Annotated in this window: 21 protein-coding genes; 9 read left to right on the plus strand and 12 right to left on the minus strand. The window is 65.4% G+C overall.

The genetic code is table 11. The features are described from left to right. The first annotated feature begins 59 nt into the window (after nucleotides 1-59). Genes manT through mmpH form a run of 3 tightly spaced genes read left to right on the plus strand, consistent with a single transcriptional unit; the run spans nucleotide 60 to nucleotide 3,129 of the window. Nucleotides 60-1,313, plus strand: a complete 1,254-nt coding sequence (gene manT / locus AC5Y4C_RS07515) for an MMP alpha-(1->4)-mannosyltransferase (protein ID WP_499906978.1) — start codon at nucleotides 60-62, stop codon at nucleotides 1,311-1,313. Beyond that, nucleotides 1,307-2,065, plus strand: a complete 759-nt coding sequence (locus AC5Y4C_RS07520; protein WP_499906976.1) for a class I SAM-dependent methyltransferase — start codon at nucleotides 1,307-1,309, stop codon at nucleotides 2,063-2,065. The genes manT and AC5Y4C_RS07520 overlap by 7 nt, the downstream gene beginning before the upstream one ends. Beyond that, entirely contained in the window at nucleotides 2,062-3,129 is a 1,068-nt protein-coding gene (gene mmpH / locus AC5Y4C_RS07525) for an MMP endo-(1,4)-3-O-methyl-alpha-D-mannosidase (protein ID WP_499906974.1), read from the plus strand. The genes AC5Y4C_RS07520 and mmpH overlap by 4 nt, the downstream gene beginning before the upstream one ends. Here mmpH and AC5Y4C_RS07530 read toward each other — a convergent pair. Continuing rightward, nucleotides 3,122-3,772 (minus strand): class I SAM-dependent methyltransferase, encoded by a 651-nt coding sequence (locus AC5Y4C_RS07530; RefSeq protein ID WP_499906972.1) that lies wholly within the window; start codon nucleotides 3,770-3,772, stop codon nucleotides 3,122-3,124. The genes mmpH and AC5Y4C_RS07530 overlap by 8 nt on opposite strands. 95 nt (nucleotides 3,773-3,867) lie before the next feature. On the opposite strand from AC5Y4C_RS07530, the gene AC5Y4C_RS07535 reads away from it, so the two are divergent. Beyond that, nucleotides 3,868-4,440, plus strand: a complete 573-nt coding sequence (locus AC5Y4C_RS07535; RefSeq protein ID WP_499907470.1) for a TetR/AcrR family transcriptional regulator — start codon at nucleotides 3,868-3,870, stop codon at nucleotides 4,438-4,440. An 87-nt stretch (nucleotides 4,441-4,527) separates the two neighbouring features. Here AC5Y4C_RS07535 and AC5Y4C_RS07540 read toward each other — a convergent pair whose 3' ends face one another. The 10 genes from AC5Y4C_RS07540 to AC5Y4C_RS07585 form a co-directional block, all read right to left on the minus strand. Continuing rightward, nucleotides 4,528-4,947, minus strand: a complete 420-nt coding sequence (locus AC5Y4C_RS07540; RefSeq protein WP_499906970.1) for a nuclear transport factor 2 family protein — start codon at nucleotides 4,945-4,947, stop codon at nucleotides 4,528-4,530. Between the two features lie 23 nt (nucleotides 4,948-4,970). Continuing rightward, entirely contained in the window at nucleotides 4,971-7,040 is a 2,070-nt protein-coding gene (locus tag AC5Y4C_RS07545) for an FAD-dependent oxidoreductase (protein WP_499906968.1), read from the minus strand. 55 nt (nucleotides 7,041-7,095) lie between these two features. After that, nucleotides 7,096-8,178, minus strand: coding sequence for an NAD(P)H-dependent amine dehydrogenase family protein (locus tag AC5Y4C_RS07550; protein ID WP_499906966.1), 1,083 nt, complete (start codon nucleotides 8,176-8,178; stop codon nucleotides 7,096-7,098). A 7-nt stretch (nucleotides 8,179-8,185) separates the two neighbouring features. After that, entirely contained in the window at nucleotides 8,186-9,313 is a 1,128-nt protein-coding gene (locus AC5Y4C_RS07555; RefSeq protein WP_499906964.1) for an NDMA-dependent alcohol dehydrogenase, read from the minus strand. A 91-nt stretch (nucleotides 9,314-9,404) separates the two neighbouring features. Then, nucleotides 9,405-9,959, minus strand: coding sequence for a nuclear transport factor 2 family protein (locus AC5Y4C_RS07560; RefSeq protein WP_499906962.1), 555 nt, complete (start codon nucleotides 9,957-9,959; stop codon nucleotides 9,405-9,407). Continuing rightward, nucleotides 9,959-10,165, minus strand: coding sequence for a ferredoxin Fdx (gene fdx, locus AC5Y4C_RS07565; protein WP_499906960.1), 207 nt, complete (start codon nucleotides 10,163-10,165; stop codon nucleotides 9,959-9,961). The genes AC5Y4C_RS07560 and fdx overlap by 1 nt, the downstream gene beginning before the upstream one ends. A gap of 10 nt (nucleotides 10,166-10,175) precedes the next feature. After that, complete coding sequence (gene cyp51, locus AC5Y4C_RS07570) at nucleotides 10,176-11,534, minus strand: lanosterol 14-alpha demethylase (protein ID WP_499906957.1); 1,359 nt, start codon at nucleotides 11,532-11,534, stop codon at nucleotides 10,176-10,178. After that, entirely contained in the window at nucleotides 11,534-12,352 is an 819-nt protein-coding gene (locus AC5Y4C_RS07575) for an SDR family oxidoreductase (RefSeq protein ID WP_499906955.1), read from the minus strand. The genes cyp51 and AC5Y4C_RS07575 overlap by 1 nt, the downstream gene beginning before the upstream one ends. Beyond that, the gene (locus AC5Y4C_RS07580) at nucleotides 12,352-13,557 is read right to left on the minus strand and encodes a cytochrome P450 (RefSeq protein WP_499906953.1); all 1,206 of its coding nucleotides are present in this window, start codon (nucleotides 13,555-13,557) and stop codon (nucleotides 12,352-12,354) included. The genes AC5Y4C_RS07575 and AC5Y4C_RS07580 overlap by 1 nt, the downstream gene beginning before the upstream one ends. Continuing rightward, entirely contained in the window at nucleotides 13,554-14,144 is a 591-nt protein-coding gene (locus tag AC5Y4C_RS07585) for a TetR/AcrR family transcriptional regulator (RefSeq protein ID WP_499906951.1), read from the minus strand. Before AC5Y4C_RS07585 ends, AC5Y4C_RS07580 begins: the two co-directional genes overlap by 4 nt. A 177-nt stretch (nucleotides 14,145-14,321) precedes the next feature. On the opposite strand from AC5Y4C_RS07585, the gene AC5Y4C_RS07590 reads away from it, so the two are divergent. From AC5Y4C_RS07590 to AC5Y4C_RS07610, 5 genes are all read left to right on the plus strand, one after another. Continuing rightward, the gene (locus tag AC5Y4C_RS07590; RefSeq protein WP_499906949.1) at nucleotides 14,322-15,788 is read left to right on the plus strand and encodes an aldehyde dehydrogenase; all 1,467 of its coding nucleotides are present in this window, start codon (nucleotides 14,322-14,324) and stop codon (nucleotides 15,786-15,788) included. A gap of 76 nt (nucleotides 15,789-15,864) precedes the next feature. Continuing rightward, nucleotides 15,865-16,614 carry an SDR family oxidoreductase gene (locus AC5Y4C_RS07595; RefSeq protein ID WP_499906945.1) on the plus strand — a complete coding sequence of 250 codons (750 nt, stop codon included), beginning with the start codon at nucleotides 15,865-15,867 and terminating at the stop codon, nucleotides 16,612-16,614. Between the two features lie 11 nt (nucleotides 16,615-16,625). Beyond that, complete coding sequence (locus AC5Y4C_RS07600; protein ID WP_499906943.1) at nucleotides 16,626-17,507, plus strand: NAD(P)-dependent oxidoreductase; 882 nt, start codon at nucleotides 16,626-16,628, stop codon at nucleotides 17,505-17,507. 2 nt (nucleotides 17,508-17,509) lie between these two features. Continuing rightward, on the plus strand, nucleotides 17,510-17,953 hold the full coding sequence (locus AC5Y4C_RS07605; RefSeq protein WP_499906941.1) for a carboxymuconolactone decarboxylase family protein: 444 nt from the start codon (nucleotides 17,510-17,512) through the stop codon (nucleotides 17,951-17,953). Beyond that, a complete protein-coding gene (locus AC5Y4C_RS07610) occupies nucleotides 17,943-19,151 on the plus strand; it encodes a hypothetical protein (protein ID WP_499951683.1) in 1,209 nt (402 codons plus the stop codon). The genes AC5Y4C_RS07605 and AC5Y4C_RS07610 overlap by 11 nt, the downstream gene beginning before the upstream one ends. Nucleotides 19,152-19,243: 92 nt before the next feature. Here the strand turns inward: AC5Y4C_RS07610 and AC5Y4C_RS07615 are convergent, their stop codons facing one another. Then, nucleotides 19,244-20,647 (minus strand): WS/DGAT/MGAT family O-acyltransferase, encoded by a 1,404-nt coding sequence (locus AC5Y4C_RS07615; RefSeq protein ID WP_499951681.1) that lies wholly within the window; start codon nucleotides 20,645-20,647, stop codon nucleotides 19,244-19,246. Nucleotides 20,648-20,681: the final 34 nt, after the last annotated feature.

Raw genomic sequence — 20,681 nt, forward strand, 5'->3', positions numbered from 1 at the left:
GATGCGAGAGCGCTGCCGACAGCGCACCGTAGTCGGGCGAGCGAACGGAAAGAGTGAGTATGCGGATTGCCTTGTTGTCGTATCGCAGTAAGACGCACTGCGGTGGGCAGGGAGTCTACGTCCGGCATCTCAGCCATGGGTTGGTGGAGCTCGGCCATGAGGTGGAGGTGTTCTCCGGTCAGCCCTATCCCGAACTGCTCGACCCGCGGGTGCGCTTCACCGAAGTGCCCAGCCTCGACCTCTACCGCGAACCGGACCCGTTCCGAGTGCCCTGGCCCAACGAGATTCGCGATCGGATCGACCTTCTGGAGTTGGTGACGATGTGGTCGGCCGGTTTCCCCGAGCCCCGCACGTTCAGTCTGCGCGCCGCGCGGCTGCTCGCCAAGCGGGCCGGCGACTTCGACGTCGTGCACGACAACCAGAGCCTCGGCACCGGGTTGCTCAAAATCGCCGCCACGGGGCTGCCGGTGGTGGCCACCGTCCATCATCCGATCACCCGCGACCGGATCCTGGATCTGGCCGCGGCATCGTGGTGGCGAAAACCGTTGGTGCACAGATGGTATGGCTTTTTGAAAATGCAGCAGCACGTTGCCCGTCAGATTCCAGAGCTGCTGACGGTGTCGTCGTCGTCGGCCACCGACATCGCCACCGACTTCGGGGTGTCACCAGATCAGCTACACGTCGTCCCCCTGGGCGTCAACACCACGATGTTCAAACCCTCGGCGACACCGCGCCGGCCGGGCCGGATCATCGCGATCGCCAGCGCTGACACCCCGCTCAAAGGTGTGGCGACGCTGCTGCAGGCGGTGGCGAGACTGCGCGTCGAACGTGACCTAGAGCTCCAACTGGTCGCCAAAGTCGAGCCGAACGGCCCCACACACAAGCTCATTGCAGAACTCGGGATCTCCGACATCGTCCACGTCACCAGTGGACTGCCGGACGAGGAACTTGCCGCGTTGTTCGCCTCCGCGGAGGTGGCGTGCATACCCTCGCTCTACGAAGGGTTTTCGCTGCCCGCGGTGGAAGCCATGGCCAGCGGCACGCCGGTCGTGGCCAGCCGGGTGGGCGCACTGCCCGAAGTGCTGGGCACCGACGGCACCTGCGCCGAATTGGTGCCGCCTGCCGACGTCGGCGAATTGACCCGTGCGCTAGGGGCACTGCTGGACTCCCCACACAAGCGGCGCAAGCTCGGTGAAGCCGGCCGCCGCCGTGCGCTCGAAGTGTTCAGCTGGGAATCGGTGGCCGCGCAGACTGTGCGTGTGTACGAACAGGCGATCGCCAGAGTGTCCGGTAGAAGGAATGATGAATGCTGACAGTGGATTTCGACCGGCTTGGCATCGGGCCGTCGACCAAAGTGATCGACGTGGGCTGCGGTGCGGGACGGCACGCCTTCGAGGCGTACCGGCGCGGCGCAGACGTCGTGGCGTTCGACCAGAACGCTGAGGAAGTTCGCGGCGTCCAGGAGATTCTGACCGCGATGGCGCAGGGCGGTGAGGCGCCGCCGAGCGCCAAGGCCGAGGCGGTGGTGGGTGACGCCGCGGCCCTGCCGTATGCCGACGAGACGTTCGACTGCGTGATCGCCTCGGAGATACTCGAGCACATTCCCGACGACGACGCAGTGATCGCCGAGCTGATCCGTGTCTTGAAAGTCGGTGGGACGCTTGCTGTTACAGTCCCACGCTGGTTTCCCGAGCAGGTGTGCTGGTGGCTTTCCGACGAGTATCACAGCAACGAGGGCGGCCACGTGCGCATCTACCGGGCCAGCGCCCTGCGCGACAAGTTCGCGGCGGCCGGTCTGACCCGCACGCGTACGCATCACGCGCACGGTTTGCACTCACCGTTCTGGTGGCTCAAATGTGCAGTAGGGGTGTCGCGTCCGCAGCATCCCGCGGTGGCCGCTTATCACAAGATGCTGGTGTGGGATCTGACCCGCCGACCCGTGCTCACCCGGGCGGCAGAAGCGGTGCTCAATCCGCTGGTGGGAAAGAGTGTGGCCATGTATTTCGTCAAGCCGCTGCAAGCGCGGGTTCTCGCCGGTCGGGCAGACAACCGGGGCACCGCATGAGGCGCAGTCACGAATTGCCTTCTGTGCCGGGCGTTCTCACCGAAGAGCAGTGCAGGCAGACGGCACTGTCGATCGCTGCCGCGCAGGAGTCGTCAGGTGCGATTCCGTGGTTCCCCGGCGGGCACACCGACCCGTGGGATCACGTGGAATGTGCGATGGCGCTGACCGCCGCGGGTCTTTTCGGGCCGGCGCGGGCGGCGTTCGAGTGGTGCCGCCAGATGCAGCGCGCGGATGGCTCGTGGCCCATCCAGCTACGGGGCGGGGCTGTCGAGGACGCGAACAGCGACAGCAACTTCTGCGCGTACATCGCGGCGGGGGTGTGGCACCACGTGCTGGTCACCGGTGACCGGGGTTTCGCCACCGCGATGTGGCCCGTGGTCAGCGCCGCGATGGACTTCGTGCTGGATCTGCAGATCGGGTATGGCGAGATTTGTTGGGCTCGAAGCGAAATCGGCCCAGTACCAGAAGCGTTGCTGACCGGCTGTGCGAGCGTTTTCCACAGCATGAGGTGCGCGTTGGCGCTCGCCGAGTTCCTCGGTGAGCCGCAGCCGGAATGGGAAGTGGCCGTCGGCCGGTTGGGCCACGCGATCGTCGCGCACCCGGATGCGTTCCAGGAGAAGGACCGTCACTCGATGGATTGGTACTACCCGATCCTCGGCGGCGCACTGCGCGGCCCGGCAGCCACCGCCCGAATCGAGCGGCGGTGGAGAGATTTCGTCGTCACCGGTTTGGGAGTGCGGTGCGTCGCCGACCGGCCGTGGGTGACCGGCGCCGAAACCTGCGAGCTGGTGATGGCTCTGGACGCCATCGGCTATCGCGGCGCGGCTATCGAGCAGTTCACGGCGATGCAGCATCTGCGTGAGGAAGACGGATCGTATTGGACCGGGCTGGTGTTCGCCGACGGCAAGCGGTGGCCGGAAGAGCGGACCACGTGGACGGGCGCCGCGATGATCCTTGCCGCCGACGCGTTGTCGGGCGCCACTCCCGCCAGCGGCTTGTTCCGCGGCACCGAGCTGCCGCTGGGCCTGCAAGCCGACTTCGACTGCGTCTGCGTGACTACGTGACGTCGTCGCCGGCCTGGCCGCCCGTCCGCTCCAGGACCCGCAGCGAGCCGGTCGCCGACACTTGCTGGAACTGACCGGAATCGATTGCGCGACAATAGATGTGATATGGCGCCTGACCACCCTCGGTGGGATTGGGAAAGACGTCGTGGATGATCAGCGCGCCGCCGCGGGTGACCCACTTCGCCCAGCCGTCGAAGTCCGCCCTGGCGGCCGCTTCGCTGTGGCCGCCGTCGATGAACACCATCTGCAGCGGGGTGGCCCAGCCCTTGGCGACGGTGGTCGACTTGCCGACGACGGCGACCACATGGTCGTCGAGGTCTGCCGCGTCAAGCGTGCGTCGAAGCGTCGGCAGCGTGTCGAACCGACCGGTGACCGGATCGACCATCGACGCGTCGTGATATTCCCAACCCGGCTGGTGTTCCTCGGAGCCGTGGTGGTGGTCGACGGTGTACAACACGCTGTTTCGCTGTTGTGCGGCGGCACCGAGCAAGAGCGTGGATTTGCCGCAGTAAGTACCGATTTCCACGCCGACACCGTCGCGCAGGTACTGCAGCGCCGCCTCGTAGAGCGCACGGCCCTCGTCAGCCGGCATGAATCCGGTGACTTGCTCCGCGAGGGCGAAAAGCTGCTGGGTGTCGGTCATGTTCTCAACTTAACGCCTGGATTCTGTCGGTCGGGTGGCAGGGCGATTGCTCGCATGGATGTGATCCAGTAGTGTCTGGACACGTGTCCGACTCGGTGTCCAGGGAGTCGACCCGACGCCGGCTCACGGCCAGGCAGGCCGACACGATCCAGCGCTTGAGCAACGCCGCGCTGGCCGTTCTCGCGCGAGAAGGCTTCAGCGGCTTGACCATTCGCCTGGTGGCCGCGGAGGCGGGAGTGGGGGCGGCGACCGCCTACACGTACTTCTCGTCGAAGGAGCACCTTGTCGCGGAGGTGTTCTGGCGCCGGCTGGCGTCGTCGGCGCCTGAGCCGGATGACGGCCAGCTGCCGGTGGAGCGGGTGGTCGCGGTGCTGCGGGACATTGCACTGCTGGTGGCCGACGAGCCGGAGTTCGCCGGCGCGGTGACCAACGCTCTGCTGGGCCGAGATCCCGACGTCGAGCATCTGCGTGACCGCATTGCGCGGGAGATCCGCGGGCGCTTGGTCGACGCCGTGGGCCCCGACGCAGAGCCTGGCTTGGTCGAGGCACTCGAATTGCTCTACACGGGCGCGCTTGTCCACGCCGGGATGGGTTACGTGACGTATTCCGCGATCGCCGACCGGCTGGAGCGATCCGCCCGCAGGCTGTTCCCGGCATCGGGTGGTTAGCGCGTCACGGGTGGGCGCGAGCGTGCGCGGGTGTACGAGACACGCCGGTGCGGAAGTGTGCAGACCCGCACGCTCGCGGGGTTGAGTTCAGTCCTTCGAGACCTGCATCATGTCCATGTTCCAGTAGCCGCGCAGGTTCGTCAGCAGACCGGCGTCGTTGACGCGGTAGGTGAAGACCCCGCGCACGGTGGTGCTGAACCCGTCGAACTTGTTGTGCAGCAATAGGACATGGGCGATCTCGTGGGGCGAGCTGGACGGGAAGGTCTCCTCGCACGTGATGGTGGCCTTGCTGCGGCCGATCGTGTTGTCGAAGAACTCGCTGACGGCAGCTTTACCCCGGACACCTTTTCCGTCCGGATTGGTGACGGCCTCGCCGATCGGGTCTTCGATGAGGACGTCGTCGGCCATCAGCGCCAGCCAGCCTTCGCGGTCACCTGCTTGTACGCAGCGCCACGACGCTTGCGACGCCGTCAGCGCCGGAGAGGCTGCAATCACATTGTCGGACATTGGATCACCTTTCTTTCGACAGTTCAGATGGCACAGGCTGCCCGTGCGCCGTCTTCGGTGGCCTTACGAATCAGGCCGAGTCCCGTGCAGTCGCCGGCAGCGCTGACCGTCAGGTGCGGCAGCGCAGCCGTCAGCGAGTCGTGAAGCGACGTGTCGGGCGTCAGCGATCCGGCCAGCACGACATTGTCCGCCTCGAGCTCGCGCGGCGAGCCGGCCGCGGGCTGAAACACCAACCCGCTGCGGGTAATTCGGGTGACCGGTGAACGCACGTGCACGGTGACGCCGAGTCGATCAAGCCGGTCCATGTGCTCGGTCTTGCGTTTGTTGCCGATCTCCGGCGCGATCGCCGTTCCCCCCTCCAGCACCGTCACCAGCCGTCCGCGGGCCGCAAGGAACTCGGCCAGTTCCAGCGCCACCAGGTCGGCGCCGACGATCGCGACCCGGCGTCCCAGCGGCATCCACGCACGGGTCGCTGCCCGCACGAGATCAGGCCGGACAAGATGTCGCCCCCATCCGGACAGCACCTTCGCACCGAGCTGCTGCCACCGCGGCTGCGCCGGATTGGATTGTCCGGCAAGCAGTTCTCGCAGCATCGGCCCAGTGGTGACATGAGGTAGATCCGCACCGGGGATCGACGGCGTGACCACCTTGCCGCCGGTCGCGACGATCACCGCGTCCGGCGCTGCCCCGACGACGTCAGCAGTTCCCACGGCGTGGCCTAGCTGCACGTCGACTGCGGCGTCGGCGATCTCGCGACGCAGATACCGCAGGAACGGCTCGTTTTCGGGATGCAATATCGACGCCCACAGCAGCGCGCCGCCGAGCTGCCGGTTGCGTTCGAACAGCGTGACGCGGTGGCCGCGTTCGCTGGCGACACGTGCGGCCTCCAGGCCGGCCGGACCGCCGCCGACCACCACGACGCGCTTGCTGCGTGGTGCGCGATCGATGCTGAGCTCCCGCTCCTTGCCGGTGCGTGGATTGACCGCGCAGTCCACCGAAAAGCGTTGCTCCATTGCGTCGATGCAGTTCTCGCATGAGATGCAATACCGGATGCGGTCCGCGCGGCCGGTCTGCAGCTTGGCCGGTAGTTGCTCGTCGGCCAGAAGCGGTCGGCCCATCGCGATGAAGTCGGCGTGACCCTCGGCGAGAATCCGCTCGGCACGGCGCGGATCGTGAATGCGGCCCACGGCGATCACCGGCACGTCCACCACCTGTCGCACGGCTGCAGCGGCGCCGACGTTCAGCGCGTCGCCGTCGTCGGCGCTGTTGACCATTCCGGTGACCAGCCGGTCGATCACGCCGCCGCTGACGTGGAATGCGTCCACGCCGGCCGTCGCCAATTGCGGTGCGATCAACGCGGTGTCGTAGATCGGTCGGCCGCCGGCCACCCGCTCGTAACCGGAAATGCGCAAGGTGATCGGGAAGTCGTTGCCGACCTCGGCGCGGATCGCTGCGAGCGTTTCGAGCACGACCCGAATCCGGCCTCTCACCGAATCACCGCGATACTCGTCGGTGCGCCGATTGCGCTGTGGCGCAAGAAAAGAGCCGAGGAACATGTAACCGTGTGCGGCGTGGAGTTCGATGCCGTCGTAGCCCGCCTCCACGGCGCGCCGCACAGCGGCCTTGAAGAGGTCGATGATTTCGACGATCTGCTTCGGGGTGGCTTCCGCCGAGGGGCGCCCAGTCAAATATGACGGGATCACCGACGGCCCCAGTGACGTCACCCCGTGCATCTCTGGGCCGAGTCCGTCGGGACCGGCGTGCACAATTTGCGGCTGGATCTTTGCACCGTGTTCGTGCACGGCGTCCACCAACGCGCGGTGCGCGGCCACCGCAGCGTCGGTACCCAGATGCAAACCGCCGGGAGTCTCCGGGTGCAGTGGATCAATCCCTGTGGCGCCCACCGTGATCAGGCCGACGCCGCCGCGGGCACGAGCCGCGAAGTAGTCACGCGTGCGTGTCGAGGGCAGCCCGTCGGGAGTCCCGTACATCGTCTCCATCGGCGACATCACCAACCGGTTGCGCACGGTCATCGTGCCGATCCGGCCGGGCGCCAGCAGATGCGGGAACTGGTTCGCCGAGCGTGCGCTCAACGCGAAATCTCGGCCGAATTTTCGCGCTGGAGTCACGTTCGCGGTGCCACCGAGGTCATCTCGCGGCGAATCGGCCGGCGAAGGCGCGCAACGGAAGGTCGGCACTGGTGACGATGCCGGCAGGTGCGTCGACGACGGCGCGGATCGCGTTGAGCGCAGGCATCCCGGTGACGGTCATACCGATGGATGCGAACGCCTCCGGCGAGCTGAAGTCGGTTCCCGGCTTCGGCAGGATCATGTGCTTGCTGTAGATCACGGGGTCGCCGTCGATCTTGGTGATGTAGCAGCCCTGGATGTCCCAGTGCGGTTCGGTGTGCGGAGTCATCTGCCACTCCAGGCGCAGCTCGACGCGCGGCACGCCGGCTGCCTTGCCGACGTACGAAAAGGAGCTGCTGCCAACGGATCCCGTGGGCAGCTGGTACCAGCCAAGATCGACGTCTTTGGTGCAGGCGCCCAGTTCGAATTCGAAGACCACCTCGTCGAGTTCGATGTCGAGGCAGTCCGCCATCATCCGCACGCCGTCCTCGAACACCCGGGTGCCGAGCTCGAGCATGCGAGGCACTTCCGGATCGTCGACCGGGCGGCCGTAGCCGCAGTTCGCCCAGGTCGGCGCCGAGTGGTGGCATGAGACGTCCACCGACTCGATGCACGTCACCTTCTCGATGTCGGCCACGTCGGCCGAGTGCACGATCGTCAGAATCTGGGCCAGACCGGGATTCATGCCGGTGCCGTAGAACGTCGCATCGCCCCGCTCACACGCGGTCTGCAAAACCTGCGCTTCGGTGCGCCCGTCGGCCATCCGGTGATTGGTGTTGCGGTGGTGTCCGGTCACCCAGTCGGCGGTGGTCACCACGTTGATGCCCGCCTCGAGCGCTCTTTCGTACAGCCTGACATCGGGCCAAACCCCGTGAAACGTCACACAATCCGGCTTGGCCGCCACGATGTCGTCGACGGAGCCGGTGGCTGTCACCCCGATCGGCCCGATGCCGGCGATCTCTCCGGCATCGCGGCCGACCTTATCGGCGGAGTAGCAATGCAGCCCCACCAGTTCCAGGTCCGGGTGCTTGGTGATCCGCTTGATCATCTCGGTGCCGACGTTGCCCGACGCCACCTGAAACACACGGACCGGAGCCGGCATGGGTGGCCTACCGGTCGGCCTCGGTGTAGCGGATCACGCCGCGAATGTTGCGGCCGTCCAGCATGTCCTGGTAGCCCTCGTTGATCTGCTCCAGCTTGTACTGCCGGGTGATCATGTCGTCGAGATTGAGCTTGCCGGCCTTGTACATCGACAGCAGCAGGGGAATGTCGTGGTGCGGGTTGCCGCCACCGAAGATGGTGCCCTGCACCCGCTTCTGCATCAGGGTCAGCATTGCCAGGTTCAGCGTGACGTTGGTGTCGAGCAGGCTGCCGATGGCCGTCAGCACACAGGTGCCGCCCTTGGCCGTGATGTTGACGTAGTTGTCGATGTCCTGACCGTGCAGCTCACCGACCGTCACGATCACCTTCTGAGCCATCAGCCCCCAGGTCACCTCGGCGATGCCGCCCAATGCGGATTCGATGTCCGGATACACATGCGTCGCACCGAATTTCAGCGCCTGGTCGCGCTTCCACTCCACCGGGTCGATCACGAAGATGCGGCGTGCACCGGCGTTGACCGCACCCTGCAGCGCGGCCATGCCGACCCCGCCTACACCGACGATCGCGACGTCGTCGCCGGGGCGCACGTCGGCCGAGCGCGTCGCCGACCCGTAACCCGTGGTGACACCGCAGCCGACCAGGCAGGCGACCTCGAATGGAATAGACGGATCGATCTTCACCACCGAGCTCTTGTGCACCACCATGTACGGCGAGAAGGTGCCCAGCAGCGTCATCGGGAAGACGTTCTGGCCGCGGGCCTGGATGCGGAAGGTGCCGTCGGAGACCGCTGCGCCGTTCAGCAGACCGGCGCCCAGGTCGCAGAGATTGCGCATCCCCGCCTGACAGGACGGACACCGGCCGCACGACGGGATGAACGACAGCACGACGTGGTCGCCGGGCGCGATGTCTTCGACGCCGGGGCCGACCTCGGTGACGACGCCGGCACCCTCGTGTCCGCCGAGCACCGGGAAGCCGCCCATCGGGATGCCGCCGGTGACCAGGTGGTGGTCGGAGTGGCACATGCCCGACGCTTCCATCTGGATCTTGACTTCGTCCTTGACCGGGTCGCCGATCTCGATTTCCTCAATCGACCACGGTTGGTTGAACTCCCAGAGGAGAGCGCCTTTGGTCTTCATCCGAGTCCTGCTTTCAGTCAAACGCGGTGTACGTACTTTCCAGCGACAGCGTAGTTAGGTGGCTCACATAGGGGCCAACCGGGTGGTTGGCTCACCAGATGGGTACCGGTGCCTTTCCGAGCGGGAAGTATCCCGGCACTCTCTCACCGGACAGGCCGCGTTCGATGCGCTTCTGCATGCCCGCACTGAGCTTGCCCGCTTTGATCAAATCCATGTACAGGGCCGAGACATGACCGAAGTCGAAGAAGTCGCGCTGCCATTCGATCTTGACGGTTTCGTCGGCGTCGGTGAGCCGGAACCAGCTGCCGCCGATGCCGTAGACCTCCTGGTCGGTTCCGTCCGCACTCGTCGCGACCTGCTTCCAGAAGCCGACGATCTCGCCGATCTTGTCGTCGATGATCACCCGCTGATACGGGTACCTCCAGCCCTCCAGGCCTTCCATTTCCTGGCCGAGCGCGATGTCGCGGATCTCGTCGATCCCGACGCACATCACGTCTTCTTTGGGGCCGATGTTCCAGCCGTACGTGGCGTCTTCAGTGTAGAAGTCGGCGAGGCCGCGCCAGTCACCTTTGCGTTCGGCTTCGCGGTTGGCCTCGAGCCACTTCTCGACGAACTCCTCCAACTGCTCACGGGGCAATGACGGCATCAGTCTTCCTCTTCTCGGATGGACAACGCTTGGGTGGGGCAGGCCCAGACGGCTTGTTCGATTTCGCCTCGATCTTCTTCGGGCGGACGGTCGTTGAGGATTTGCACCTGTCCGCGCTTGGGCACCTTGAAGTAGTTGGGCGCCTCGACTTCACACATCGCATGGCCCTGGCACAGGTCCAGGTCAACCTCGATCCGGTAGCCCATCGAGACCTCTTCACCCTCGCTTGCGGTAGCGGACCTTGGCGGGCTGGGCCAGCTGCACCACCATCTTCGAATGGTCGTTGCGGTAGCTCTCTGACGGCTGTGCCATCTCGAACTCGTACTCGCGCAACAGCACCGAAAAGATTGCTTTGATCTGCATGGTGGCGAATGCTGCGCCCACGCAGCGGTGCCGGCCGGCGCCGAACGGAATCCATGTCCAGCGGTTGATCAGGTCCTCTTGGCGCGGCTTTTCGTAGCGGTCGGGGTCGAACACGTCGGGTTCGGGGAAGTCCTCGGGAATCCGGTTGGAGATCGCTGGCGACGCGGCCACCAGATCGCCCTCGTGAATCGGGAAACCCTGAACTTCGAACTCGCCCTTGGCCACCCGCATCAGAATGATCAGCGGCGGATGCAGCCGCAGCGTTTCCTTGAGCACGTTCTCGAGCTTGGGAATCTGGCGCAGCGCATGAAAGTTCACCGCTTGACCGTCGGCGTAGAGATCGTCGAGCTCCTCGATCACCTGCGCGTACACGTCGGGGTGACGCAGCAATTCGATCAGCGTCCACGACGCGGTGCCCGAACTGGTGTGGTGGCCGGCGAACATCAGGGAGATGAACATGCCTGTGATCTCGTCGGCCGAGAACCGGGCGCTCCCGTCCTCGTTCTTGATCGACACCAGCACGTCGAGCATGTCGCGCTCACTCTTGTCGGCCGGCGGGTTCGCGATGCGGTCGTTCATGATCTGCTGCACCAGATCCACCAAGCCCTTACGGGCCTCGTCGCGGATGCGGAAGCTTTCGATCGGCAGGTACGGATCGACGTAGCACAGCGGATCGGTGCCGCGCTCGAGTTGGTGGTAGTAACGCGCGAACCGAGAGTCGAGCTGATTGCGGAACTTCGGGCCGATCAGGCATGCGGTCGACGTGTAGATGGTGAGCTCGGCGAAGAAGTCGAGCAGGTCGATTTCACCTGTGTCGCCCCAGTTTTCGATCATGCGGCGCACTTCGCGCTCGATCGTGGTGGCGTGGCTCTTCATGTGTTCGCCGCGTAGCGCAGAGTTGTGCAGCATCTCCTTGCGGCGTTCGGGGCTGGCGTCGAAGACCACGCCCTTGCCGAAGATCGGCGTCATGAACGGATAGGCCTCGGCCTGGTCGAGTTCCTCGTCGGACGAGCGGAAGAAGAACTCGTTGGCCTCCGCGCCGGACAGCAGGATCACGTGCTTGCCCGCCAGCTGGAACCAGCCCACGTCGCCGCACTCGTCGCGGACCCGCTGCATCAGCCCGATCGGGTCGGTGCGGAACTCCTCGAGGTGGCCGTGTTCTTCCTCACCACCTGAAACGCGTGGGACTTCTTTCAGCTCTTGGCTTGTCATCACGACTCCGAATCCGGGTATTTGAGCTGCTGGTGTTCTTTCGCATTCGCCAGCGGCGCCTCGGGCTGCACCTCCATGGACACGATGTAGCCGCCGCGCGGCGTTTCGGCGACGAACGCGATCGCCCGCGCCAGATCTGACGCACGCAGGAAATAGTCATGGCGGGCTTGTCCCCACTTGGCCCAGTCCTCGAGCATCGGACCGATTGATTCGGGCGGAAGACTCCATCCCATACCGGTTTTCGTCGGTCCGGGATGCACGATTGATGCCCGCACCCCAGTGCCCTCCAGTTCCATCTGGAAGTTCGTGACCATAGCGATCAATGCCGCCTTGGCCGCGCCGTACGCCCCCATGTGCGGCCGTTGACGCAACGCGACATCGGAGCCGACGAAGATCACGTCGCCGCGCTGGCGTTCGACCATCCCGGGCAACACGGCCGTGGCCAACCGATTGGCGCCGATCAGGTGGATCTGGATTTGGGATTCGAAAGTGTCGGTGCTGATTTCGTGTAGCCGACCGAAGAAGGTGTCACCTGCGCCGGCGACCAGAACTTCGATGTCGCCCAGCTCGTCGGTGGCCCGGTGCACGAACCCCTTGACCGACTCCGGGTCGGTGACGTCGAGCGGAAGAGCGATCGCCTCGCCGCCGTCGGCGCGGATCTGCCGGGCGATCTCGTCGCATTTGTCGACGCGCCGGGCACCGAGCGCCACCGGAAATCCGCGCCGGCCGAGTTCGACGGCGGTCGCGGCACCGATGCCCGACGAGGCACCGGCGACGATGGTGGGGCGCCGTTCGGGATGCGGCTCGAATCTGGGCATCAGTTGGTCTCCACCCTGATCGGCAGGTGCGCGAACCCGCGGACATTACTGGAATGCACTCGCACAGCCCCGTTTTCGTCGACCTCGTAGTGGCTGATGCGCTTGAACAATTCGGTGAGGGCTACCCGGGCCTCCATGCGGGCGAGGTGTGCGCCGAGGCAGAAGTGCGCGCCGCTGCCGAAACTGACCAGCTTGGAACCGATCTCGCGACCGATCCGGTACTCGTCGGGGGCGTCGAACACTCTGTCGTCGCGATTGGCGGAGCCGGGCAACAAAAGCAGCGTGTCGCCGGCCGGAATGGTGGTGTCGTACAGCGTCAGGTCTTCGGCCACGTGGCGGGCGAGAATCTGGCTCGACGTGTCATAGCGGAGGGTTTCCTCGACCCACAGCGGAATACGCGAATGATCCTGGTATACCGGCGCGAGTTGGTCGGGGTTCTTGTGTCCCCAGTAAACGGCGTTGGCCAGCAATTTGGTGGTGGTTTCATTGCCGGCGACCACCATGAGCATCAGAAACGCCATGATCTCTTCGTCGGTGAGCCGGTCCCCGTCGATCTCCGCCTCCAGCAGCGCGGACGTCAGGTCGTCGGTCGGTTTGGCCCGGCGCTGCTTGACCATGTCGGCGTAGTAGGTCATCAGCGTGACGGACGACTCGATCGCCGAGGGCGGCACGTCGGCGATGCCTTCTTCGCGGTGCAGCACACCGTCGGCGAGCGCGCGGATGTCGGCGCGGTCGGATTCCGGCACGCCCATCAGCTCCGAAATCACATCCATTGGCAGCTTGCCGGCGAATTCCGTCACGTAGTCGAAGCTTTCGGCCTGCAGAGCCGAATCGAGATGCTGCACCGCCAGTTCGGTGACCCGTGGCTCGAGTTCGCGGATGCGCCTGGGAGTGAAGCCTTTTGACACCAGTGTGCGCAGCCGCAAGTGTGCCGGGTCGTCGAGTGCGAGAAAGGACATCACCCGGTGGGCGTGCGGCGTGCGGGAGATGGGGTCCAGCGACACGCCGTACACGTTGGAGAGCTCGTTGGTATTGCGGAAGCCCTGCAGTACGTCCTTGTGCCGCGACAGCGCCCAGAAGTCGAGTTCGTCGTTGCGGTACAGCGGCGCCTCGTCGCGCAACCGTCGGTAGGTGGGATACGGGTCCTCGTGGAAGTCGTAGTCGTAGGGATTGAAAACGACTGCGTCTGAGGCGGTTTGCGTCACTCGGCCCCTCCCATGATCAGCCCGATCACACTGTCGAGCCGGTCGGCCATCTGGTAGTAGGTCAGCGACTTGGTGCCGGCCTGCACCAGCGCGCCGTAGAAAATCATCTCCAGCGTGGTCAGCACCTCCGGCCACGCACCCGGACCCAGTGCAGACGCGATGCGCCGGCGCACCTCCGCACCGATCTTGTCGCGCACCACTTTGACTTCGGGTTCGTCGCCCATTAGCGCGGTGGTGGCCGCGGCCGCCAGCTCGGGTTCGTCGGCAACCAACAGCGCGAGCTCGCGCAGCTGGGCGGTCACTCGTTCCTGGGTGGTCTGGTTCACGTCGGTGAACATCGGCACCTCGCGGACCAGGCGCAGATACACCTCGGCGATCAACGCGTTCTTCGACGAGAAGTAGGTGTATGCGGTGGCGGGCGCCACGCCCGCCCGAGCCGCGACGGCGCGCATGGTGAGTTCCGAGTACGACGTCTCGCGCAACATCTGGACCGCGGCGTCGAGCACCTTGCGGATGGTTTCTTCTTGGCGGCGATTGCGTCGGCGAGCGCCCAGATCTGTGACGGCGGTGAGCGCTTGACTGGACATGTGTCCAAGATATAGCACGATCGCTTGCATACACAAGCACGGCCTCTATCGGGCTGTTCAGCTGGATTTTTGTGGTCGCAGCCGCTCCTTCGTAGCTCCCGCCCTTGCCTTTGCCGGGTCAGGCAACTACTGTCCGAACCAGCGTTAGCAGACACCTGTCCAGGGGGAATTCTGACAATGACCACATCGGCGACGAAGGTGACCGAGCTGTTGATCGACGGCGAACTCGTCGGCGCCGGCGGGGGCACCTTCACCACTGTCAACCCGGCCACCGAGGAGCCGCTGGGTGAGGCTGCCGATGCCGATGCGGCTGACATGGACCGTGCAATCGGGGCCGCCCGGGCCGCGTTCGACGAGTCCGACTGGTCGCGCGACGTCGAGTTGCGCGTGCACTGCCTGCGCCAATTGCGTGACGCGCTCAATGACGAAATCGAGTTGCTGCGCGAAATCACGGTCGCGGAGGTCGGCGCTCCGGTGGCCCTCACCCACAGTGCTCAGCTGCAGGGTCCGGTCGACGATCTCGCGTTCGCCATCGAGACGGCTGAAACTTATTCGTGGACACAAGATCTCGGGTTGGCATCGCCGCTGGGAATCAAGACCAAGCGCACCATCGTGCGGGAGCCGTTCGGCGTCGTCGGCGCCATCACGCCATGGAACTTCCCGCACCAGATCAACTTCGCCAAACTGGGACCCGCCCTTGCCGCCGGCAATACCGTGGTGCTCAAGCCGGCGCCGGACACCCCATGGTGTGCGGCTGAGGTCGGTCGAATCATCAAGGAGAAGACCGACATTCCGCCCGGTGTCGTCAACATCGTGACGTCCAGCGATCACCGGCTGGGTGCGCAACTGTCCGAGGATCCCCGCGTAGACCTGGTGTCATTCACCGGCTCCACCGCCACAGGCCGGGCCGTAATGGCCGCCGCCGCGCAGACCATCAAGAAGGTCTTCCTCGAACTCGGCGGCAAGTCGGCGTTCTTGGTGCTCGACGACGCCGACCTCAACAGCGCATGTGCAGTGGCCGCGTTCACGGTTGCCACCCACGCCGGGCAGGGCTGCGCAATCACCACCCGGCTGGTGGTGCCGCGTGATCGCTACGACGAGGCCGTGGCGGTGGCGGCAGGAACGATGGCGGGGCTGGCGCCCGGTGACCCGACGGATCCGTCGACCATCTGCGGGCCGCTGATCTCGGCGAAGCAGCGCGACCGGGTCCAGGGATACCTGGATCTCGCACGCGACGAAGGGGGTTCGTTCGCCTGCGGTGGCGGTCGGCCCGCTGACAAGTCGGCGGGGTTCTTCATCGAGCCCACAGTGATCACTGGCCTGACCAACGACGCCCGGGTGGCCCGCGAAGAGATCTTCGGGCCGGTACTCGTGGTGCTGCCACACGACGGCGACGCCGACGCGGTCCGCATCGCCAACGATTCTCCGTACGGCTTGTCCGGCACGGTGTTCGGCGCCGATCCCGAACGCGTGAATTGGGTGGTGTCGCGATTCCGGACCGGCACCATCAACGTCAACGGCGGAGTGTGGTACTCCGGCGACGCACCGTTCGGCGGCTACAAGCAGTCCGGGATCGGCCGCGAGATGGGACTGGCCGGCTTCGAGGAATACCTGGAGACCAAGCTCGTCGCGGAGGCCGTCTAGCGCCGAGTGTCTTGTTGATCCACGCAACCTCGCAATCGGCGCGGATCAAGTCCACACTCGGCAGGAGAGGAAGTAGATGAGGTTCGACAACAAGGTCGCGATCGTCACCGGATCGGGCGGCGGCATCGGCCAGGCTTACGCCGAGGCGTTGGCGCGTGAAGGCGCCGCCGTGGTGGTGGCCGACATCAACACCGAAGCCGGCGAGCGGGTGGCCAAGCAGATCGTCGCCGACGGCGGCACGTCCATCCACGTGCCCGTCGACGTATCGGACACCGAGTCGGCCAAGGCGATGGCCGACCGCACGCTGGCCGAGTTCGGGGGCATCGACTACCTGGTGAACAACGCCGCCATCTACGGCGGCATGAAGCTCGACTTCCTGATCACCGTCGACTGGGACTACTACAAGAAGTTCATGAGCGTGAACCTGGACGGCGCGTTGGTGTGCACCCGCGCGGTGTACAAGAAGATGGCCAAGCGGGGCGGCGGTGCGATCGTCAACCAGTCGTCGACCGCGGCGTGGCTGTACTCGAACTACTACGGGCTGGCCAAGGTCGGCATCAACGGTCTGACTCAACAGCTTTCGCGTGAGCTGGGCGGCATGAACATCCGGATCAACGCGATTGCACCGGGCCCTATCGACACGGAGGCCACCAGGACCACCACGCCACAAGAGATGGTGGCCGACATCGTCAAGGGAATCCCGTTGAGCCGCATGGGCACTCCTGAGGATCTGGTGGGCATGTGTCTGTTTCTGCTCTCCGATCAAGCGTCGTGGATCACCGGGCAGATCTTCAATGTCGACGGCGGCCAGATCATTCGGTCGTGAGGAGCTCGCAAATGAGTGGCGAGGAGCAGAACAGCACACCGAAACTGGGTTACATCGGTCTGGGCAACATGGGCGCGCCGATGGCTCGGCGACTGGTCGACTGGCCGGGCGGACTGATCGTGTACGACGTTCGCGCCGAGGCGATGACCCCGTTCGTCGAGGCGGGAGCTCAGGCGGCTGACAGCCTTGCCGACGTGGCGGCCGCCGACGTCATCAGCGTGACGGTGCTGAACGACGAACAGGTGCGCGACGTGGTGGGTGAATTGTCCCGGAACGCCAAGCGCGGCAGTGTGATCGCCATCCATTCGACCATCAGCGACGTGACCGCGGTGGAGCTCGCCAGAGAGCTCGAGCCGCAAGGCATCCACATCGTCGACGCCCCGGTGAGCGGTGGCGGGGGAGCGGCCGAGAAGGGTGAGTTGGCCACCATGGTCGGTGCCCAGCGCGATGTCTATGAGCGGATCAAGCCGGTGTTCAAGCAATGGGCATCGCTGGTGATCCACGCCGGCGAGCCGGGTGCCGGAACTCGAATGAAGTTGGCGCGCAACATGTTGACGTTCACCTCCTATGCGGCAGCCTGCGAAGCGATGAAGCTTGCCGAAGCGTCGGGTCTGAGCTTGCAGGCGCTGGGCCGGGTGGTCCGTCACACCGACGCGCTCACCGGTGGACCGGGGGCGATCATGGTGCGCGAGGACATGAAGCCGTTGCCACCGGACCACTGGCTCTACGACGCGTTCACTCACACCCGCGGACTGGGTGAGAAGGATCTCAGTCTGGCGCTGGCGCTGGGTGACGCGGTCGACGTCGATCTGCCGCTGGCGGAAGTTGCTTTGCAACGACTCGCCGAAGGACTTGGTGTGCCGCACACCGCCGAGTCTGGATCGAAGGAGTGACCATGGACGAGTTGCGCCGCAAGGGCCTCGAGAAGATGAACGAGGTCTACGGCTGGGAGATGCCCGACGTGCAGGGCGACGAGTTCTTCGACCTCACCGTCGAGCACCTCTTCGGCAGCATCTGGACGAGGCCGGGGCTGTCGATGCGCGACAAGCGAATAATGACTCTGTCGGTGGTGACCGCGCTCGGCGAACAGAGCCTGGCCGAAATCCAGGTCAATGCGGCGCTGCAGAACGGTGAGCTCACCGAGCACGAGCTGCTGGAAATGTCGATCTTCCTCACGCACTACCTCGGATTCCCGCGCGGCTCGGGGTTCAACGGCGTGGTCAAACGCGTGATCGCCAAGCACAAGAAGGCCGCTGAGAAGGGCGAAGGCGTCGACAAGAAGGCCAACGTGAACGCGGCGGTCAAGATGCACACCGGCAAGACATTCGATGACCAGTAGGTACGCCAGCCTCAGCCGCAACGAGCTCGCCCGCTTGGTACCGGAGCTGTTGCTGATCGGGCAACTGATCGACAGATCCGGAATGGCCTGGTGCATCCAGGCTTTCGGCCGTCCGGAGATGTTGCAGATCGCAATCGAGGAGTGGATGGGGTCCAGCCCGATCTACACCAAGCGAATGCAGAAGGCGCTGCGCTACGAAGGCGACGACGTCATCACGATCTTCAAGGGCCTTCAGCTCGACATCGGTGCCCCTCCGCAGTTCATGGATTTCCGATACACGGTTCACGACCGTTGGCACGGTGAATTCCACCTCGACCACTGCGGGGCGCTGCTGGACGTCGAGCCGATGGGCGAGGAATACGTGCGCGGCATGTGCCACGACATCGAAGACCCCACGTTCGACGCGACCGCGGTGGCGACCAACCGCAAGGCCCAGATCCGCCCGGTGCACCGGCCGCCGCGCGTGCCGGCTGACCGGCACCCGCACTGCCGGTGGACCGTCGTCATCGACGATTCGTATCCACCGGTGCCCGACCATCCGGCTCTGGCGACGATCAGCCAAAAAAGCGCAGCCACAATAGATCTCGACCAGATCGATCCCGACGACGACGGACAGGCCGACTACTCGGGGCCGCTGGTGTCGGATCTCGACTTCGGCGCCTTCTCCCATTCGGCGTTGGTGCGCATCGCCGACGAGGTGTGTCTGCAAATGCATCTGCTGAACCTGTCGTTCGTGCTTGCGGTAGGCAAACGTGCGCGCGACGAACAGCAGGCTCGGGAGATCTGCACCAAGCAGCTGATCGGCATCGCGGGCGTGGCCGCCGAACGCATCCACCGGGCGCTGGACGTGCCGGTGCTGCGTGTCCTCGAACTGCATCCGCTGTTCAACCCCGCCGCTTACGTCGGTGCGGAGTTCAGTGCCGACACCGTGCGGGTTCGTCGGTCACCGGCCCACGACGACGGGGCGTGGATCGCGTTGTGCACGCCGGCGGAAGTTCGACCGCTGCAAGCGATTGTCCGGGCGGTCGACCCGTACCTCGACGTCGAGGTCAACGGGTCCGACACCGAGTGGTCAGCGCGCGTCGTCCGGCGCGACGAGCCGGCACCGGAGTTCGGTGAGGTGTCGGTGGCCAAGGTCAGCCGCGGCGCCACGTTCGAGTTCGAGCCGCGCCGCTCGCTGCCGTTGACCGTCGTGTGACGGCGGCGCACGTTCGGGCGCCGCGAGCGTGCGGTCTTGCACACCACGACACGGCGTGTCGGTGGGCAGACACGCACGCTCGCGGAACGCGACTACAGCGCGTTGGCCAGTGGGGTGAGCTGCTCGGAAAGCCCTGCACCGCGGCGTAATTCGCGGAAGTCGTCGACCATCGCTTCGGTCACCTCATGCGGATCGTCGACAGTGGCGCCATCGGTGAGCACCGAGATGCTGAGCTGATCCGCATAGCTCCACACCGTGATGTTCAGCCCGCTGCCGGCGATGAGTGGACCGACGGAATAGAATTCGCGCACCACCGCACCCGCCACCGTGCCACGTTCACGCGGACCGGGAACGTTGGACACCGCGAAATTGAGCAGTTTCGTCGGCTTTTCGCTGCGCGCCAGCCGTTGGGACATCAGCTCGACAGGAGCCGGCGGGAAGTAGGCCGCCCACCGCCCGAACAGTTCAGGCCCCATGAGGTGGTGGGCCTCCTTGGCAGACTGCGCAGCGGCGTGCACCTCGTGGACGCGTTGCACGGGATCGCTGATGTGCGTGGGCGCCGCGACCGACAGCGTGGTGAACTTGTTGCCCCAGATGCGGTTTGGGTCCGGGTCGATGCTCACCGGCACCGACACCAGCAGCGGCCCGGGCGCGTGGCCGTCGTACTTCAGCAGCAGTTTGCGCACTGCTCCGGTCGCGATCGTCAGCACCACGTCGTTGATCGTGACGCCCAGCTCCTTGCGGGTTTCCTTGACGTCGTCGAGCGCAAGCGCGGCGGTGGCGAACCGGCGCTCGGGGGTGAGGGCGTGGTTCAGAAATGTCGGTGGCGGAGTGAACGGCCGGGTGAGCGTGGAGACCTTGCGCGAGCTGCGACGCACCCGGCCGATGCCCTCAGCGGTGTACCTGACGGTGCCCGGGATGCGCCCGATCTGGCGGAGATGATCGCGGAACGCAGCGTTGATGAGCTCGGATCGGCTTGGGGGAGGATCGGTTTCGTACGTGCCGTCGTCGTCGGGGCCGTTCCACATGTCCATCGCGCGGGCAATCAAGTTGCCCGAGGCTACGCCGTCGGCCAGAGCGTGGTGAACCTTGTTGACGACCGCGACGTTGCCGTCGGCGAGTCCGTCGACGAAATACATCACCCACAGTGGCTTGCTGCGGTCCAGCGGCGTGCTGGCGATCTCGCCGACGGCCTCGTCGAACTCGCGACGACCGCCCGGGCTGGGCAGCCGCAGCGGCCGAACGTGGTAGTCGAGGTCGACGTCGACGTGCTCGCGCCACATTGGGTGGTGGAACTTGAACGGGATGTCGACGAGCTGGAATCGCAGCGGGTCGAGCTTGTGCAGGCGGTGACGCAGGATCTCGCGGAACGTGTCGATGTCGGGCGTGCCGTCGAATCTGGACACGTCGATGATGCCGGCCTTGATCGTGTGCATGTGCACGTTGGGCGTCTCGCTGTACAGCAGCATCGCGTCCCAACCGCTGAGTCGCTTCATTGGCGCCCCCGTCCTCGACTGGCCAGTCACCATA

The sequence above is a fragment of the Mycobacterium sp. NGS35 genome, assembly GCF_059812855.1.